Consider the following 17,321-nt stretch of genomic DNA (forward strand, 5'->3'; position numbering starts at 1 on the left):
AAGGGTGTTGGCGCCGGGGCAGGGATTTGAACCCTGGCGGGCTTAACGCCCACGGACTCTCCAGGCCCGCGCCTTCCCAGGCTAGGCTACCCCGGCGCTAAAAATAATGAGAATCATGAGATGAGCTCAATCTCGATTGTCACGTCTTCAGGAACACGAATCCTCATGATCTGCCTCATAGCTCTCTCATCAGCTTCAATGTCTATGAGTCTCTTGTGAACTCTAAGTTCAAATCTATCAAAAGTTGCGCTTCCTTCCCCATCAGGGCTCTTTCTTGTGGTTATCCTTATCCTTTTGGTTGGGAGTGGGATAGGCCCGCTCATTCTAACTCCTGTCCTCTCTGCAATCTGCTTGATTTGATCTGTAACCTCATTAAGAGCACTTATGTTTGTGCTCGCAAGCTTAATTCTTGCTTTTTGCATTTTTGCCACCTCTCTAAGTTCTAATGGGAAAAGTAATAATTTTAAAGGAAAAGGCTAGAGAAGGGCTTCACTCGCCCTTCTGGATGGATATAACCATACCGGCAGCGACTGTTTGACCCATGTCTCTGATAGCGAATCTACCGAGCTGTGGTATCTCCTTAACTGGCTCGATGACCATTGGCTTGGTTGGTCTGAGGATCACGATAGCTGAGTCACCGGTTTTGATGAATTGTGGGTTCTCCTCAACGATGTTACCGGTTCTTGGGTCGAGCTTAGCTAAGAGTTGCTCGAATCTAACTGCGACCTGGGTTGTGTGAGCGTGGAGAACTGGTGTGTAACCGATTGTAATGGCTGTTGGGTGGTTGAGGACGATAATTTGGGCCTTGAATGTGTCCTTTGGTCTGACAACTGTTGGTGGGTTGGTTGTGTGTCCAGCGACGTCACCTCTCTTTATGTCGTTCTTACCGACACCTCTGACGTTGAAACCAATGTTGTCACCTGGAAGAGCCTCTTCAAGTGGCTCGTGGTGCATTTCAATGCTCTTGACTTCACCTTGTATGGGCTTGTGGAAGATTGTTGATGCTGGCTCGAAGATGACTACATCTCCAACCCTAAGTCTTCCGGTTTCAACTCTACCGACTGGGACTGTACCGACACCCTTAATTGAGTAGACGTCTTGGATTGGGATTCTAAGTGGCTTGTCAACTGGCTTCTCTGGCTCTGGGATTTGGTCAAGGGCCTCGATGAGTGTTGGGCCGTTGTACCAGGGCATCTTGTCGCTCTTCTTCACTACGTTGTCTCCTTCCCAAGCGCTGATTGGGATGACTGGGAAGTTCTTGTAACCGAGCATTTGCAAGAGCTTTGTAACCTGTGTTGCAACCTCTTTGAACCTCTTCTCGTCGTAGTTGACCATGTCCATCTTGTTAATCGCAACGATTATGTGGTTGATACCGAGTGTTCTTGCAAGGAATGCGTGCTCCTTTGTCTGTGGCATTACACCGTCTGTGGCTGCAACGACGAGAACTGCAGCGTCAGCCTGTGAAGCACCGGTAATCATGTTCTTAACGAAGTCTCTGTGACCTGGGGCGTCGATAATGGTGATGTACCTATGTGGGGTCTCGAACTTGGTGTGAGCAACGTCGATTGTAATACCTCTTTCTCTCTCTTCCTTGAGTCTGTCCATAACCCAAGCGAACTTGAATGACTTACCCTTTTCACCCATTTCCTCGAACTTCTTGATGATCTGCTCTGGAATGTTGGCTGTGTCGAAGAGCAATCTACCGATTGTTGTACTCTTTCCGTGGTCTACGTGTCCGATAAACACTATATTAACGTGTGGCTTCTCCTTTGCCATCTTAACACACCTCCAAAGTTATGCCTAAGTCTATTCATCAAAGTGGGTTTTTAAAGCTTTCTCTAAACCTCAGCTCTCTCACGCGGGAAACCCGCATTCTTTTGAGAGAGCCTCATGAGTTCATGGTGGGATAAAAATTAGGGTTTAAAAAATTAACTAAAATTATACGGCTCGCTGTTAGAATAAGCTAACGAATAATATCAGAAACTTTATCCTAACAGTATTTGATGGGAACTAGGGTTCATTTACATAAGCTCTCAATACCCAAAAGTTACTTTAATATTTCCACCAAAAACGCAATCTTATCATTGAAAAACGTATGAATGTTATGAGTCAAAAGTAACTTTAATAAGCTTATGGAGCATGTTTTAAGATTGGATGGATCTAATATTATGACTTCGTTCTCTAAGCATATCTCCTTTTTTTCTAAAAATACTCCACATACAGCATGTGAAGCCTCAAAAACACTTTCTCCTTTGTGAAGAAGCAAAAATACATATACTTCCCGTTCTGAGAATCCCAGTCCCCTCAATATAGAAGCCTCAAGAATAGAAATTTGAAGACAATTCCCGCATCTTTGGCCTATGGTATTTAGAGGATGCAACTCATTATTATCTTTAATTGTTATAGTTGGGATGTAGCATATTTCTTTCAGTAGGTCTCTATGTAGCTTTTGAAGTCCTTTTTTATCATTCAACTTAATATTAGCAACCAGACGATTTGCAATATCGGGTATAATATACTTTGAAATCGCCAATGGAGGAACTTTGTAAAGTATTATTCTTTGACCATTATTGCAAAGAATAACCCTACAAACGTCATCATGGAAACCGCTAATATAGTCAACCATGGATCCACCCTCCACAGCGCTCCCCATATTACGGGAGCAAAAATCCCAATTAAGCCGGGCAGAGTATTTAATGTGCCATAGGCAGTTGCTAAATACTCTTTTTGATGTTTGGAAGTATAAACGCTATATGCAATGTTTGAGAGAGCCTCTCCAAAGAGCCCACTTAAAGCCAAGAATATGAGAGAATACGTGGGTGCATATTTGCTTAGGAGAGCAAACAGAGTCATCGTTATGCTATCCCCGAGGATATCTACAATAAAGGTCTTTTTGGGGCTGAGATAGTCCACCATAAAGCCCGCTACGAAGTACGCTACCAATACGAAAAATCTCGAAGCAGAGAAAACATTTACAATTACATCTGAATCGAGTTTCATCCAAGAGTCCAAGTAGGGATAAAGGAAAGTGTTGAAACACGAGCTGATAAATGCAGACAGACAGAAAAGGAGTGCTAACGGTGCGAGAGGGGTGTTTAACAGTTTTCTGAAGTCAGAATTTTTGATGCTACTTATAATGTTCTTCTTTATCTCTGATGTAACTCCATTTAATGGACGCTTTTTAGGAAGAGTTTCCACGAGCATCAATCGAAAGAGAGATAAAATAAATAACATCACTAACACGACGTACAAAACATATACAAAACCCAGCTTTTTAATTATCCAGTTCGTTAACATTGGACCAATAATCCATGCAACTGTGCTGGAGACATGAACCAATGAGAATACCCTACCCCGAATTTTTTCTTCTGTAGATTCAGCTATAAGTGCTGTAGTACCCGGACTAAAAAAGATTCCTATTGAGTGGAAGAGTATTAATGAAAGCATGATGGCGAGGGGATTTTTCATTAAAAGCAGTCCAAGAGTTGGTATCATGCTAAAAACAGACAACACTGCCATGGGTTTTCTCCCGAGACTATCGGCTATTAGTCCTCCAGAAAAGGAAAAGATTAAAGATAGGGCACCTGCTATAGACATTGAGAGTGCTAATTCAGAACTTCCCGCTTGATTGTTAACTAGTATAGGTAGGTATATGAAGAAATATGCTCTCACCATATTGATAGGAAAACCTGTTATTAGAATTATTAAGGGATTGTATTTGGGTTTCATTTCATCACCGTAACACTGAAGGATCTATAAATTCATGAGGAAACACTCCTTCCTCGAACAACTTTTGACATACTGGAAAGGACGCAGTAAATGATTTGTACTCTTCATATGCAAATGCCGGACAAATATTTGCACAGTAGCTCCTTAGAATACATCCGCTGCAAATTCCTTGAAATTCATCAGGTTTTACTCTACGAAGCTCTCCTAAAAAACCTCTGCCACTATACCATATGTCTCTTAGGCTCTCTTCTTTTATATTTCCTATCACAGTCTCTGGGTATTCAATTCCTATGCCACATAACGACACTCCTCCATCGGGTAAAATCCCAAGCATTTTTGTATAGTTGCATGCCATCCTTGAAATGTTTAGGTATCTCCTTCCGTATTTTGCGAGCAGATAATGAGGTACCATAGACCATATTTTGCCAGGATATTTATCATATAGCTGGATTAAATACTCTATGAGTGTTTGGTATTGGGAGACAGACAGGGAAATATTATTATGCCTAGCTCGGCCTATTGGGAGTATTGGATTAAATTTCACTGCCTTTGCTCCTAAACTCATAATTAAATCCGTTATCTCAAAAATGGAGTGTAAGTTGCGATTGAATACAGAAACTACAACAACTGGGGGTATACCTAGATCTCTAAGTTTTGGTATTACATCTAAAACCCTTCTGTATACTCTCTTCCCATGCCTGAACGCATTAAATTCAACTTCTGAGGGAAAATCTAAACTTAAACTTATGTCGATCTCATATTTTGCGAGCTCTTTTAATAGGGGTGGAGTAATTAGGGTTCCATTGGTTTCCAGCACTGTTTTAACCTTGCTGTTGTTTGCGACTTTTATAAGGGTTATTGCTAGATCACTTCGCAAAAGAGGTTCTCCTCCAGATATAAAAAGTGTATCAAGACCTAAGTCCAAGGCCTCATTAAAAGCATTAAGAAAATATTTGTCTTCCAGTTCGACCATAGGATATGTTCTACTAGCATTTATCCAACAGTGCTCACATTGTAGGTTGCATGAACGTGTTAAATATACATGCAATATCTCTAGGGGTGGAGCATTCATTCACATGCCTCCTTATCGTTTTGGAGAAGGCCTAACTTTGACAAATGTTTAATAAACTCTAAAATGTCTTTGGTTATTATTTCAATGTCAATTTCTTCGTCTATGTCTTTCTTTACGTAATTTGCAATCTCTTTTATAGTTAAAGAGCCATTACTGTACTTTAGGACTAACTCCCCCATTTTATTAACCGTAAATATCCTTCCTGTAGAGTAATCATAGCATAATGCATAATCTGAATAAGAAATTATATGGAGTGGTTTTATTTTGGGCTTATAAAAAGGAGAAAATAGAAGAGACTCTTCCACAGTTCATACCTCCGCTACTGCTTTACTTCACGTAACGCTAGGTCCGTTACAACAACCCCCTCCGGAACATGCCCTAACAATTTTGGTAAGTTCTTCTATTTTCGGCTTTTCATACTTCATCTAACCACCTCCGTTAGTTTTATAATTATTCTATATTATTATATTTATTTTTTTTGTTAACTTTTAGTTGTTAACTTTTAGAATACTGTTAAGATAAGCTGATGGGCAATACTAGAAGTCTTGCTTAATATTCTAAACAGTGAATTCTTAGGCATCAAAGGTAAATTTCCGAACGAATAGTGTCTATTGGGATTACTACACAAAATTCACGAAGCCTAGAATTCAAAGTTATTTTCTAACCTCAAACCAGCCCTCTCCTCTTAGCGTTTTTTCTTTCCAGCAGGGAAGTGTTATCTTTGAGTATTCCAAATTTGGATCGTATACAACTACAACTTTATATACTTAAAATTTTTTAGACTCCAAATTAGAGCAGTGAATAGACTTTGTACGCCCTAATCTGTCCTGTATAGAAATCTTTCACGTATACCGTTTTGTTTACCACTACTACCTCTCCTGGGGTGTAATTTAACCTCTTGCATGCAAGCTTTATTAAATTCTTAGCATAAACGCACAGTCCTCTTTTTTCATCCCCCTGGGGGATTCACGAAGGAATACACCACCGCAACATACTTTTCTCCAACTCCAACTCTAACAAGCATTCTTAAATTTTCCCCTTTCCAAGGTTTTGCAGTTCTAATGCCTTTTTCGAGTTTGTGCTCCTTTAATAGATAGACATACCCCTCGGTAGTAGCAACATAGCTTAAATCTCCTTTATCCTTAACGTCTGTTATTGATCCGGTTTTTGGGCAGAAATATTTGAAATTTCCATTTCTACTTCAATCCAATAGACACACCCATCTCCAAGTATAATTTTCCCTTCATGATAAGACTCAAACCAGAGTCCTCTCCCAAGGTATCTCTCCCACTTTTTGTTCAATGCATTATCAAGAAAGACCATGTCGGTGCTGGAGCGTGAGGGTCCCGGGATATCCAGCTATTAGGAGGACCCCCTCAGGAAAGCAGAAGTATTCACCAAAGAACCCCTTAAGCGTGTATGTCTTCCCATCCACAGTAAAATTTACATAATTTTCCAGCCCGTTTCTCACTTCTTTAACCTCAATTTTCGCTGGACATTTCTCTAAATTTTCCTCTCCAAATTTGGGCATATTCTCGACTCTTGTTTCAATAGCCCTTGAGAAAAATACTGCATAGATTAGAAGAACAAGAACTGCTCCAAGGAGATACTTTTGAAACCGCATCTCAGGCCCCCACAAAGGCGTTCCAACCATATGGTTAATAACATCAAAACCCAAATATCTTTTGGTGACAAAGAAATGGGCCTCTATATCTTTACACCGGAGGATCTTTTGAGATATGAGACAATAACCAAACACCAGCTGGAAGTGATTAAAGAGTCTATATTAAAGAAAGAAGACATTCTTGTAGTTGGGACAAGCAGGGCAGGTAAAACAAAGCTTATCGAAGCGATGATCCATCTCCTTCCAGAAGAATGGAAAATAGCTGTTGTCACTGCCTATGGGGAGTTTAAGCCTTTCAAGAAAAAAATCCACGTGATAGACACCGAGTTCAATGAAAAGAGCACCAAGCAGAGGACTAAGGAGGTTATAGAGGAGATTAAGAAACTCAATCCCGATTACGTTGTTATAGACACTCTCCATACAATTGACATTCCATATCTGCTGGACAAAATAATCGATGATTATCCGTTTATAATTTCCTCACTTGTTATTTCAAGGGATTTGATTGAGGAAATAAAACACTGGCTTAGAATAGACGACAAAACCCTTGCAAGGTTTGAGCTGGTTATCGAGTTATATAGGGACATAAAGAGCGGCCTTAGAAGGGTGAACGCAATCTATCGGGTTGTTCAAAAAGAAGGAAAAATAAAGCTAGAGAAAGTTGCTTAAACTTTTGCCTTTAACTCTTCTATCACTTCTTTTAGGTTCTGGAGCATCTCTTCGATGTCTTCAAATGTCATGTATCCCATGTTTCCAATTCTGAAGGTTTTCTCCTTTATGCCCTCACCGTAGCCCTTAGCAAGCTCGAATCCTCTCTCACGCATTGCGTTATAAACTTGATCTCCCTTGATGCCCTCCGGTGTAAGTACTGCCGTTATTGTGGGGCTCTCGTAACCTGGCTCTGCGAGGATTTCTAGGCCAATCTCTCTTACTCCATTCCTTATCATCTCGCTCCTCTTTCTGTACATGTCGAGCCACTTCTCTTTCCCGCCCATCTTTTCAATTATTCTAAGCACAACGTTTAGGCCAAACTCTTGGGGCATTGCCGGGGTTGAAGGCGGCCCCTGCTTCTCGTTTTGGACCTTAATGTACCTTGGAATGTCAAAATACCAGCCTCTCTCTTCCATTTTGTGAGCTATTTCAATGAATTCTTCACTGAAAGCTCCAATAGCTAAGCCTGGAGGAACTCCAAAGGCCTTTTGGGAACTTCCAAAGACAACATCGATTCCCCATTTGGTGAACTTTATGTCAGCCCCACCCATTGCACTCACAGCATCCACGAACACAAGCTTATTGTGCTCCTTTGCCACCTTGGCTAACTCCGGCAGTGGATTAAGGACACCTGTAGAAGTTTCGTTATATGTTATTGTTACGGCTTCAACATCTGGGTTTTTCTTTAATGCCTCGTCAAGATCCTCTGGTTTGACAGCCTTTCCAGGTTCATATTCCAAAGTTACTGCTTTTCTCCCATTGCTCTCTACAACTTGCTTGTACCTTTTTCCAAAAGCCCCGATTATTGTCACGAGAACTTTTCCGCCTTTGGAAACACCGTTTCTTATGCTTGCTTCCATCACTCCAGTACCGGAGCTTGGGAAGAGAAGAACTTCTCCTTTCTCAACTTCAAGGAACTTCTTGAGTCTCTCAACGGTATCGACGTGCATCTGCTTATACTCCTTTGCTCTGTGACTAAACATCTGGACTTTCATTATCTCAAGAACTTCTGGAAAACAGGCAACTGGACCGGCGGTGAAAAGTTTGTATTTTGGCTTTACTATCTCGTAGACTTCCCCATAAGCATCCTCAAACTGCATAGTATCACCCAGTTGAATGACATTTCATAATTATAAAAACTTTATCTTAACACTTTAGCTTAACCATCGGTAGTACAAAAAATGAAAATTGCATCATCTTCCTGGTTATTTAGAGGAAATGACATGGAGATCTTTTTGCTGGTGTCTAGAAAGCAGGATAAAGTTAACATAATGGCATCTTTGATAACTTATACTCCCTAAACATTGAGTTTTTAACCCATAGAGCATCTCTAACATGGACTAACCAATTGGAAATTTATTTCCAAAATTATAAGCCAAATAATGAAAAATCCAAATTTTCAATGCATTTTTGATTATTAAGTGGATAATAGAAGCTAAAATGCAATTTATTGCCATTTTTAAAACGAATTTTAAACTTCAAAACAATAATATCAACCAAAAACTTTTTATAATCTAAAATGTAATGGAAATGTATTTCCACAATTTCGGGAGGTTGTATCATGAAACCTACGATTGGAATAACAGGGGCTTGGAGTGTGGAAACTTGGGGACATTCGGAAGAACATGGGGGCTATTTCTACGTTGGAAGTTATTACTCAACGGCAGTATCAAAAAGCGGAGGCTTGCCTTTTATAATTCCACTTCCCCATAAAAACGCAGATTTAGGGGAATTTGCGGAGGAAGTTGTCTCTAAAGTAGATGCTATTGTATTTAGTGGTGGAGGTGATGCTAAGAGATTCAAAAAAGAAGAATTGCCAAGCTTATATGATCAACAGCCATTTAGGTATTCATTTGAGAAAGAACTTATTTTGAAGGCATGGAAAAGAGATTTGCCGATATTAGGTATATGTCGGGGTTACCAAATGCTTGTAGAGGTTTTTGGCGGAAAGCTAATGGACGGGACGATTGATGGCCACAAACAGAATCTTCCAGGATATGAACCTTGGCATTCTCTACGTATAAAGGAAGGCAGTAAATTCGAAACTCTTGTTGGAACAAGGGAAATTGAAGTTAATAGTTTCCACATACAAGCAGTTGAAAAGGTGCCCAAGGGATTTGAGGCCGTAGGATGGAGTGATGATGGAATCATAGAAGTAATAGAAGCTATTGACAAAGACTTCGTTTTTGGTATGCAATTTCACCCGGAGGAAAGGTACGACGTTGATCCTCATGCCAAGGTGATATTTGACCGTTTTGTTGAAAAAGCCATAGAGTATGGTAGGAGGTAATCAACTTGAAAGAGGTTAAAATTTTATCCCCTACTGGTCATCTGGGTTTCACTCCCATCGAGGAAGAGAGCTTTTGGAAAGGCGTGGACAGAAAACCGGATTTCATATGTGCAGACTCCGGCAGCTGCGATATTGGCCCTTACCCATTAGGGGCCGATGTTGCTGCAAGTCCAGAGGAATGGCAAAAGCATGATCTGGAACTTATGCTTCTGGCTTCACGAGAACTTGATGTCCCCATGATCATTGGTTCTGCATCAGATACCGGAACAAACAGGGGAGTTAATCAGTTCGCAAGAATCATAAAAGACTTGGCAAAAAAACATGGACTTAAACCCTTCAAAATGGCCAAAATTTATTCTGATGTTCAGAAAGATGTTCTTTTAAAGCGTCTTGAAAAAGGAGAAGTTATAGAGGGTCTTCATGGGAGACCCCCATTGAATAAGGAAATTCTGATGAAAACAGACCATATCGTAGCAGTTATGGGAGTAGAGCCGTATATAAAGGCCCTTGAGGAAGGAGCAGATGTCATAATCGCAGGTAGATCTTCAGACGTTGCAGTTTTTGCTGCTCCTGCACTTTGGAGTGGGATTCCAGAAGATATAGCGTTCTACGCAGGAAAAGTTTTGGAATGTGCTTCTTTCGTTGCAGAGCCCTTTGCAGGTAAAGAATCTGTCCTAGGAATATTGAGGGAAGATGAAGTAATAATCGAGCCTATGAGCGATTATCAACGAGCTACCCCAGAATCAGTGGCAAGTCATGCAATGTACGAAAGAATTGATCCGTTTATAGAATGGCTTCCAGGCGGATATATCGACATGAGAGGTTGTGTTTATGAAGCTATAGACGAGAAAAGAACCAGGGTCAGAGGTTCGAAATTCTACAGGACTCCTGAATACAAAATAAAACTTGAAGGGTCTGGAAAAGTCGGCGAACGTTGTTTTATGATAGTAGGGATAAGAGATCCATACTTAATAGCAAATCTGGATAGGGTAATAGAATGGTCGCGGAAAAAAGTGAAGGAAAGGTTTGGTGAAAGTGGATACGAACTCTACTACCATGTTTATGGCAAGAATGGTGTCATGGGAGAGTTAGAGCCTATAAAAAACCCAACTCCTCATGAGGTTGGGATTATTGTAGAGGGTATAGCTCCAGACCTAGAGATGGCCAAAGAGCTTACATATTTAGCGGGGAGGAACTTTTTATATGCCCGACTAGTTGGGGTAAAAGGAACGGCCGGTGCTGCAGCTTTTATTTCTGATGAGGTTCTTGTGGCTCATCCGGCATATGAATGGACAATAAATCACCTGATAAAGGTAAACGATCCGCTTGAGCTATTTGAGATTAAGTTTGAAACCGTTGGAGGGGAATGATATGAAAAAAGTTCCTCTTGTAGATTTAGCAAAGACAATAAGAAGCAAAAATGCCGGTGTTGACCATATAACATTCGATATTATCTTCAGAGATAGGGAAGTTTACGAGTACATCAAACAGAATCAACTCATAACTAAAGAGATGGTAGCCCAAATTTACAACATATCTCCTGAAAAAATAGTTCTTTTTGTTTATTTTGACCCGGCAAAAGCAATTAAATTTACAATACGCCGTTCTAAGCCAAGCGGAAGTCCTGGTGAGACTGATGTTATGGGGGCTCAACAATATCCTCCATTATTTGAAATTTCTCTTACGTTACCTGAGAGTTTATTAAAAGAAGAAGGAGGTGGTAGCAAAGGTTGAGAACACGCTTCTACAGGATGCTAAAATCATGTCATGAGACAAAATGGTATTAAAAGAGGAGGGATATGAAAAATGGCGGTTCCTGACTGGTTGAAAAACCCGCATGGGTATTTTATTATATTCGTCCTAATATTAATTGCCACATTGGCAACATGGACACTTCCGGCGGGTGAGTTTGATAGATTCAAAGACCCCAATAGTGGAAAAACAATTGTAGACCCTGAATCATTTCACTATGTAGATCCCAATCCAGTAGATCCATTTGAAATGCTTCAAGCCATTCCAACAGGCTTTAAACAAGCTGCTGGTATTATAGCCTTTGTTTTCATAATTGCAGGTGCTATTCAAATAATCCGTTCTACTGGCGCACTGGACGCGGGAATTATTGCAATGGTAAACAAAATGCAAGGAAAAGATACGCCGTTGCTGCTGGCAATAATGTTTGTATTTGCTCTATTGGGTTCAGTATTCGGATTTGCTGAGGAAACAATACCTTTAATCCCATTGGGAGTGGCTATGGCACTGGCACTTGGTTATGACAGGGTTGTAGGTTTTCACATCGTTAGAACAGCAGCATGGATAGGGTTTGCAGGAGCAATGCTTAATCCATTTACAATTGGTGTTGCACAAAGCATAGCAGAACTTCCCCTCTATTCCGGGCTGTGGTACAGAATAATCTGCTTTTTGGTGTTCTTTACAATAGGTGCAGTTTTTATTCTGAAATACGCCAGAGATGTGAGAAAAGACCCAAAGAAGAGCATACTATATGGATACAAGGGAGAAGAGAGGGCAGAATTTAATCTGAACTATGAGCAACAAGAGCTAACTCCCACGAGGAAATTGGTACTTTTAGTTCTGTTTGGAGGTATACTGCTCCAGATATATGGAGTTATAGAATATGGATGGTATACCACTGAAATTTCCGCTCTATTTTTAGGACTTGGCATAATAGCAGGGCTAATCGCAAAAATGAATCCCAGTGAACTCTTTGGAGAATTCGTAAAAGGAGCAAAAGGTGTTACATACGGAGCGCTGATTATTGGGTTTGCTAGAGCAATTGTGGTTATATTGAGTGAAGGAAGGGTGCTAGATACGATAATTCATGGACTTGCTACGCCATTAGGAAGTGTTGGTTCAGTCAGTGCTGCAGTGTTGATGTTCCTAATACAGTCAGCCATAAACTTTTTTATAGGTTCAGGAAGTGGACAAGCTGCGGCGACAATGCCTATTATGACTCCATTATCTGATCTCATTGGAGTTACAAGACAAACGGCAGTGCTGGCATTCCAGTTTGGTGATGGTATTACAAACATGTTCTACCCAGCAATGATTTACTACTTGGTATTTGCAGACATACCCTACGACAGATGGGTACGCCATATCTGGAAGCTGGTGGTTTATCTAACAATTGCAGGAGCTATTTTGGTCGCAATTGCCGCTGCTATAAACTATGGGCCATATTAGGCCCATTAAATTTTCTTATTTGGAGGGAGTTGTATGTTCCCTGCACTTGAAATAAACTTGTCTGCTATTGAAGAGAATGCCAGGGAAGTTGTAAGATTTTGTGACTCTTATGGAATGCAGGTTGTTGGAGTGACCAAGGGTGTGTGTGGTGATCCAAAAATAGCAAAAGCAATGTTAAATAGTGGAATTCATATATTTGGAGATTCTAGAATTCAAAACATTGAAAAAATGAGAGAAAATAATATCAATGCAAGATTCATGCTAATTCGATCCCCTATGGTTAGTGAGATAGAGAAAGTTGTGGAATTAGCGGATTACAGCATTAATAGTGAGCTGTCTGTTTTGAAGAAGCTGTCGGAAGCTTCGCTAGAACATAGAAAGTCCCACAAAGTGATAATAATGGTTGATGTGGGAGATAGGAGAGAGGGGATAATGCCCAGTGATTTTGTTCCATTTCTTAGAGAGGCCAGAAAGTTAAGAGGCATTGAAATAGTTGGAATTGGGACAAATGTTGGTTGCTTTGGAGGAGTACTCCCAAGTCCAAAAAATCATGATATACTTAGAAAACTGAAGGAAAAGGCAAAATCCATTCTGGGTACTAACAATTTAATAATTTCCTCGGGGGGAACCGTAGTTTTGAATCTTTTAGAGGAAAGACAGTCGTCATATGGGATTAGTCAACTCAGGATTGGGGAAGGAATACTTCTAGGAACTGATTCCACAGGCAATAGGGTTATCCCTTGGCTTAGACAGGACACGTTTACACTAGAGGCTGAAATAATTGAGGTTAAGTGGAAACCTTCTTTGCCAGAAGGATCAATGGGCAAAGATGCCTTCGGTAACACTCCTATTTTTGAGGATAAAGGAACTAGAAAGAGGGCAATATTAGCCATAGGAAAGCAAGATATAGAGGTGAGGGGATTATTTCCGCTTTATAACGGCATTGAAGTTCTTGGGGGTAGCAGTGATCATACAATAATTGACATAACGGAATCTGAAGTGCCCTTAACAGTAGGAGATACAGTGAAATTCAAATTAAGCTATTCAGCAATGCTCAGAGGGATGACTTCTCCATATGTGCACAAGGTATATATTTACAAGAATTAACAAAATATTAGGGTGAGCGGGATGAGTGACGATGAGTTTCCAATGACGGTTGTGGAGATTCTAAGGATTCTTTATTTTTCTGAAAGTCCAAAAACTTCAGTAGAATTAGCAAAATTCTTAAAAAACCGAGGTATAAATGTGGATTCAAGAACAGTAAGGTACCATATCTCCCGCCTAGAAGAGAAAGGGTTTATTAAAAGATTAGGCAGAAAAGGCGTAAAACTCACGGAACGTGGGGTAAATGAAGTTCGGAGATTGTTAGTCTATGAAAGGATAGGGATACCCTCCATTGAAATTGAGAAACTGATCACAAATAGTGATTATGACATAGACAAAAACAAAGGAAAAGTTATGGTAAATGCCATAATGGTACCAAAAGACAAATATGATTTGGTAGTCCCCTTGTTATTGGATATCTCAAAAACAAATGTTATAACATCTCCCTTGCTGGCAATTCTCGATGAAAAAGAGAGTATCTGGCATTTTGAAGTTAAGGAAGGACATGTTGGGATATTGGGGATTTCCTCTAGAACGTATGACATTATCTTTCAAAAGAACGGGATTTGCCTCCAATCCACGGCTACGGGACTATACCAATTAGAGAACAACACCCCTAAAGGGTTCATGGAAATAATATCCCACCTAGGAACTACAATAAGCCCGGGAGAGCTTTTAATTAGGGGAGGCTACACTTCAGTTCATAAAGTCGCAAGTACGGGAAGTGGATACGTGACAGCGGCAATAAAGACTTTCTCTTCGTTTCTCTACGAAGATACCATTAAGATTTTGGAAAAACTGAAAAAGAATAATATAAGTGGAATAGCTGAACACAGTTGTGTAATACCAGAAAACAAAAGGGTGAACATTATGGATAAAAACAAAGGCTATCTTGTTGTTTATGGTGGGGCCAATTATTTTGCTCCCATAGTGGAAACTGGGGTTTCAAAAAAGCTTGAAATTGCTAGAGATCTTTATGATATTCAAAAAATGAAAAAACCAGAAAAAGTTCTCAAATAAGTCCCTTTCATGAATCTCATGGAAATATTCTCATTTTTGAGTTCAATTTCAATCCTCAAAAACTGTCCTTTCAAAGTCCAACATCTAGCGAGAACTCAATTCACTCTGTGGTAAAGGATAACGGAGGTAGGACCACCTCTTGGGCTAAACCGAAAGGCGTAACACTGAATAAGTTATGAATCGCCTGTAAACTTCCTGCAAAGCTTTAACAAGGGGTTAAAACTGGATCCTCATCAAAGCTAGGAAAAAGTCAGAAATATATAGTCGCCCAAAAAAGCTTTTCAAGTCAAAAATCCAAAACTTTTATAAGCTAAGCAAAGTGTTTACCTTTAGATTACGCTTATTTGGGAGGTGAGGAATATGGCTCTGAGACCAGCCAAGATTGACAGATACGTTGATAAGCCCGCTTACACGAGAAGGGAATACATTAGGGGTGCCCCCGGTCCGAGAATTACCATCTTCGACATGGGGAATCCCGCTGGAGACTTTGAGTTTGAGGTTAGCCTTCACACAGCCGAACCTGTCCAGATCAGGCAGAATGCACTTGAGGCTGCAAGAACCCAGCTCAACAGATTCCTCACAAAGAACGTCGGTAGGAGCAACTTCCACTACAAGATTAGAGTTTATCCCTTCCAAGTACTTAGAGAAAACCCGATGGCTACTGGAAGAAAGGCTGACCGTTACGGAAACGGTATGAGAAGGCCCTTTGGAAAGCCAATAGGATTAGCAGCAAGACTTAAGAAAGATCAAAAGATCCTCACCGTTAGAGTTAACAGGCAGCACTTGAAGTTTGCAATCGCCGCAATGAAGAGAGCAAGCATGAAGTTCCCATGTAAGTGCTACTACAGAATCTACGACAAGGAAGGAAACGACGTAACAACCAAAGTACTGTCAACACTTTGAGGTAAAAGCTTATTAACCTTAATTTTCCCTTTTCTTTCATGAGGGCATTTGTACACCCTTTTAAGTCTCAAATGATCTCTCTCAGTAATGCGCCCCATAATGGTGGAGTTTTCAGAGCTAACGGGTTCTTTTTCATGCAGGTTCACAAAAATTATGACGGTGATTACAAGAAGGACTGTCTTGAATTTGAGAGGGCAAATGGGCTGGAGAATTTTGTAGGTTTCATGACTGCTGCGGATATAGAAAAAGTTCTCTCTATTGCAGAGTCTGGAAACGTCAAGGCTTATATCACAGCTGGAATAACTAATCCTGCAATAGCTGGAGATGAGCCTCCCCGATTTTTAAGCAAAACAATCAACATAGCTTTGGTTATTGAAGAAGGGCTCACCCTAGGAGCTATGGCAAATGCAATAATGACGGCCACAGAGGCAAAAACATACACGCTATTGAATCTCGGTTATAATGCCACTGGAACAACAAGCGATGGAATAGGGGTGTTTGCCTTCGAGGGAGAACAGGAGTGGGCAGGAACCGCCACAAGGCTTGGAATAGACATAGGCAGGGCAGTTAGGAAAGCTCTAAAAGAAAGTTTGAAGAAGTGGGAAAAAACTAAAGATTCTTTGTGAGTTTTTCGTAGAGCTCTTCTACTTTCCTCTCGATATCTCTCTCAGTAAATCCCCTCTTTAGTGCTAGCCATGCGGCTCCCCCGGCTCCAACCCCTTCTTTCACGTAGCCCCTTTCGTAATCTCTAAGACCCTTAAATTTGCTTTTTGAAAAGTCCAAGTTCGCATATTGGTACTCTACCCCCAGTCCCTCGGCTGTTTCTTTGAAAGTTGAACTTTTGTCTTTTATTACCCACTTTGTTGTTACAATCGTGAACCTTTCGAGTTCTCCCCCCATAGCTCTTAACAATGCTGCAACAGCCAGCATTTGTGTTCCACCAGCAAGTATTACTCTTCCTTTGAATCCTCGGGCAATCCCTACAACCGTGGCCATCATCGGGTCGCCAAACTCTTCCAAGGCTGTTAATGGTTTGTCCTTAAGCTCTCCCTCTTTTATACCCGCCCTTTTGAACCCCTCTGCTATTACCTTCTCTTTTAAGGGTTGGGGATTGTCGAGAGAAGCCGAGGAAGTCTTTGCATCGTATCCAAGAGCCCACAAAACCGCTTGAGCTGTTGTTGTTCCTCCCGGTGTTGATTCCCCAATAACTACTTCTCCCAGATTTAGCTTGTTTAGTTCTTCCCCAAAAAGGGATGCTCTGTCTATTATTTCCCTAGTTTCTGGTAAAGCTTTCTCTTTTCTAAAATCTCTTCCTACATAGCTGCTTATGTGCACATGGGGGACTAGAGGGGCTAAATAAGTACCGCCCCTTACAACAATAATCGGAAAGTTTGCAAGCTCTTTTGCGGCTTTCGTGATTATGGCAGGGGTTGGATGTCCCTCGGGAGTTACGGGTATTGTGTCTATTATTTTCGGCCTTTCGTAAAAAAGATATTCCGCATCTGCCGGTGGGGTTAGTTTTGTCAGCTCTGCTGTTGCCCCTGCTATACTTATTCCCGGTATTAAAGACACCTCGGTGTTTCCTAATACAACAAACATCATAGCTATCACCTTGGACAAATTATCCAATAGGTTTATATATCCTTCCCTTTTATTATTGCTGGACAAAT

At 40.7% G+C, this 17,321-nt stretch carries 18 protein-coding genes and 1 tRNA gene; 9 read left to right on the forward strand and 10 right to left on the reverse strand.

Going from position 1 to position 17,321, the window contains the following annotated elements; all coding sequences use genetic code 11:
* Window positions 1-8 precede the first annotated feature (8 nt).
* The 8 genes from OCC_RS08410 to OCC_RS08445 all read right to left on the reverse strand — a co-directional run bounded on the left by OCC_RS08410 (window position 9) and on the right by OCC_RS08445 (window position 6,425).
* Window positions 9-96 (reverse strand) — tRNA-Ser (locus OCC_RS08410).
* A gap of 17 nt (window positions 97-113) precedes the next feature.
* Complete coding sequence (gene rpsJ, locus OCC_RS08415; protein ID WP_004068568.1) at window positions 114-422, reverse strand: 30S ribosomal protein S10; 309 nt, start codon at window positions 420-422, stop codon at window positions 114-116.
* A gap of 67 nt (window positions 423-489) precedes the next feature.
* On the reverse strand, window positions 490-1,776 hold the full coding sequence (gene tuf, locus OCC_RS08420; protein ID WP_004068570.1) for a translation elongation factor EF-1 subunit alpha: 1,287 nt from the start codon (window positions 1,774-1,776) through the stop codon (window positions 490-492).
* A gap of 271 nt (window positions 1,777-2,047) precedes the next feature.
* Entirely contained in the window at window positions 2,048-2,626 is a 579-nt protein-coding gene (locus OCC_RS08425; RefSeq protein ID WP_004068572.1) for a hypothetical protein, read from the reverse strand.
* A complete protein-coding gene (locus OCC_RS08430) occupies window positions 2,554-3,729 on the reverse strand; it encodes an MFS transporter (protein WP_004068585.1) in 1,176 nt (391 codons plus the stop codon). The genes OCC_RS08425 and OCC_RS08430 overlap by 73 nt, the downstream gene beginning before the upstream one ends.
* 4 nt (window positions 3,730-3,733) lie before the next feature.
* Window positions 3,734-4,801: a radical SAM/SPASM domain-containing protein gene (locus OCC_RS08435; protein WP_004067201.1), complete on the reverse strand. Its 1,068-nt coding sequence runs from the start codon at window positions 4,799-4,801 to the stop codon at window positions 3,734-3,736.
* Entirely contained in the window at window positions 4,798-5,106 is a 309-nt protein-coding gene (locus OCC_RS08440) for a PqqD family peptide modification chaperone (protein ID WP_004067200.1), read from the reverse strand. Before OCC_RS08440 ends, OCC_RS08435 begins: the two co-directional genes overlap by 4 nt.
* A gap of 1,004 nt (window positions 5,107-6,110) precedes the next feature.
* Window positions 6,111-6,425, reverse strand: coding sequence for a hypothetical protein (locus OCC_RS08445; RefSeq protein ID WP_004067196.1), 315 nt, complete (start codon window positions 6,423-6,425; stop codon window positions 6,111-6,113).
* Between the two features lie 75 nt (window positions 6,426-6,500).
* Between OCC_RS08445 and OCC_RS08450 the strand changes: the two genes are divergently transcribed.
* On the forward strand, window positions 6,501-7,094 hold the full coding sequence (locus tag OCC_RS08450; RefSeq protein ID WP_004067195.1) for a Flp pilus assembly complex ATPase component TadA: 594 nt from the start codon (window positions 6,501-6,503) through the stop codon (window positions 7,092-7,094).
* Here the strand turns inward: OCC_RS08450 and OCC_RS08455 are convergent.
* On the reverse strand, window positions 7,091-8,236 hold the full coding sequence (locus tag OCC_RS08455; RefSeq protein ID WP_004067193.1) for an alanine--glyoxylate aminotransferase family protein: 1,146 nt from the start codon (window positions 8,234-8,236) through the stop codon (window positions 7,091-7,093). The two genes, OCC_RS08450 and OCC_RS08455, sit on opposite strands and share 4 nt — an antisense overlap.
* A gap of 461 nt (window positions 8,237-8,697) precedes the next feature.
* Here OCC_RS08455 and OCC_RS08465 point away from each other — a divergent pair, with 461 nt between their 5' ends.
* The 8 genes from OCC_RS08465 to OCC_RS08500 all read left to right on the forward strand — a co-directional run bounded on the left by OCC_RS08465 (window position 8,698) and on the right by OCC_RS08500 (window position 16,277).
* Window positions 8,698-9,426, forward strand: a complete 729-nt coding sequence (locus OCC_RS08465; protein WP_004067191.1) for a gamma-glutamyl-gamma-aminobutyrate hydrolase family protein — start codon at window positions 8,698-8,700, stop codon at window positions 9,424-9,426.
* Window positions 9,427-9,431: 5 nt separating this feature from the next.
* A complete protein-coding gene (locus tag OCC_RS08470) occupies window positions 9,432-10,796 on the forward strand; it encodes an acyclic terpene utilization AtuA family protein (RefSeq protein WP_004067189.1) in 1,365 nt (454 codons plus the stop codon).
* A gap of 1 nt (window position 10,797) precedes the next feature.
* Window positions 10,798-11,160, forward strand: a complete 363-nt coding sequence (locus OCC_RS08475) for a DUF4387 domain-containing protein (RefSeq protein ID WP_004067187.1) — start codon at window positions 10,798-10,800, stop codon at window positions 11,158-11,160.
* Window positions 11,161-11,232: 72 nt separating this feature from the next.
* Window positions 11,233-12,624: a YfcC family protein gene (locus OCC_RS08480; RefSeq protein ID WP_004067185.1), complete on the forward strand. Its 1,392-nt coding sequence runs from the start codon at window positions 11,233-11,235 to the stop codon at window positions 12,622-12,624.
* 33 nt (window positions 12,625-12,657) lie between these two features.
* Window positions 12,658-13,731, forward strand: coding sequence for an alanine/ornithine racemase family PLP-dependent enzyme (locus tag OCC_RS08485; protein ID WP_004067183.1), 1,074 nt, complete (start codon window positions 12,658-12,660; stop codon window positions 13,729-13,731).
* Window positions 13,732-13,752: 21 nt separating this feature from the next.
* Window positions 13,753-14,748 carry an NrpR regulatory domain-containing protein gene (locus OCC_RS08490; protein ID WP_004067181.1) on the forward strand — a complete coding sequence of 332 codons (996 nt, stop codon included), beginning with the start codon at window positions 13,753-13,755 and terminating at the stop codon, window positions 14,746-14,748.
* A gap of 360 nt (window positions 14,749-15,108) precedes the next feature.
* The gene (locus OCC_RS08495; protein ID WP_004067179.1) at window positions 15,109-15,651 is read left to right on the forward strand and encodes a 50S ribosomal protein L16; all 543 of its coding nucleotides are present in this window, start codon (window positions 15,109-15,111) and stop codon (window positions 15,649-15,651) included.
* A 38-nt stretch (window positions 15,652-15,689) separates the two neighbouring features.
* A complete protein-coding gene (locus OCC_RS08500) occupies window positions 15,690-16,277 on the forward strand; it encodes an adenosylcobinamide amidohydrolase (RefSeq protein WP_048874633.1) in 588 nt (195 codons plus the stop codon).
* Here OCC_RS08500 and cobT read toward each other — a convergent pair.
* A complete protein-coding gene (cobT, locus tag OCC_RS08505) occupies window positions 16,261-17,253 on the reverse strand; it encodes a nicotinate mononucleotide-dependent phosphoribosyltransferase CobT (protein ID WP_004068589.1) in 993 nt (330 codons plus the stop codon). The two genes, OCC_RS08500 and cobT, sit on opposite strands and share 17 nt — an antisense overlap.
* Window positions 17,254-17,321 lie beyond the last annotated feature (68 nt).

The sequence above is a fragment of the Thermococcus litoralis DSM 5473 genome, assembly GCF_000246985.2.
Classification (GTDB): domain Archaea; phylum Methanobacteriota_B; class Thermococci; order Thermococcales; family Thermococcaceae; genus Thermococcus_A; species Thermococcus_A litoralis.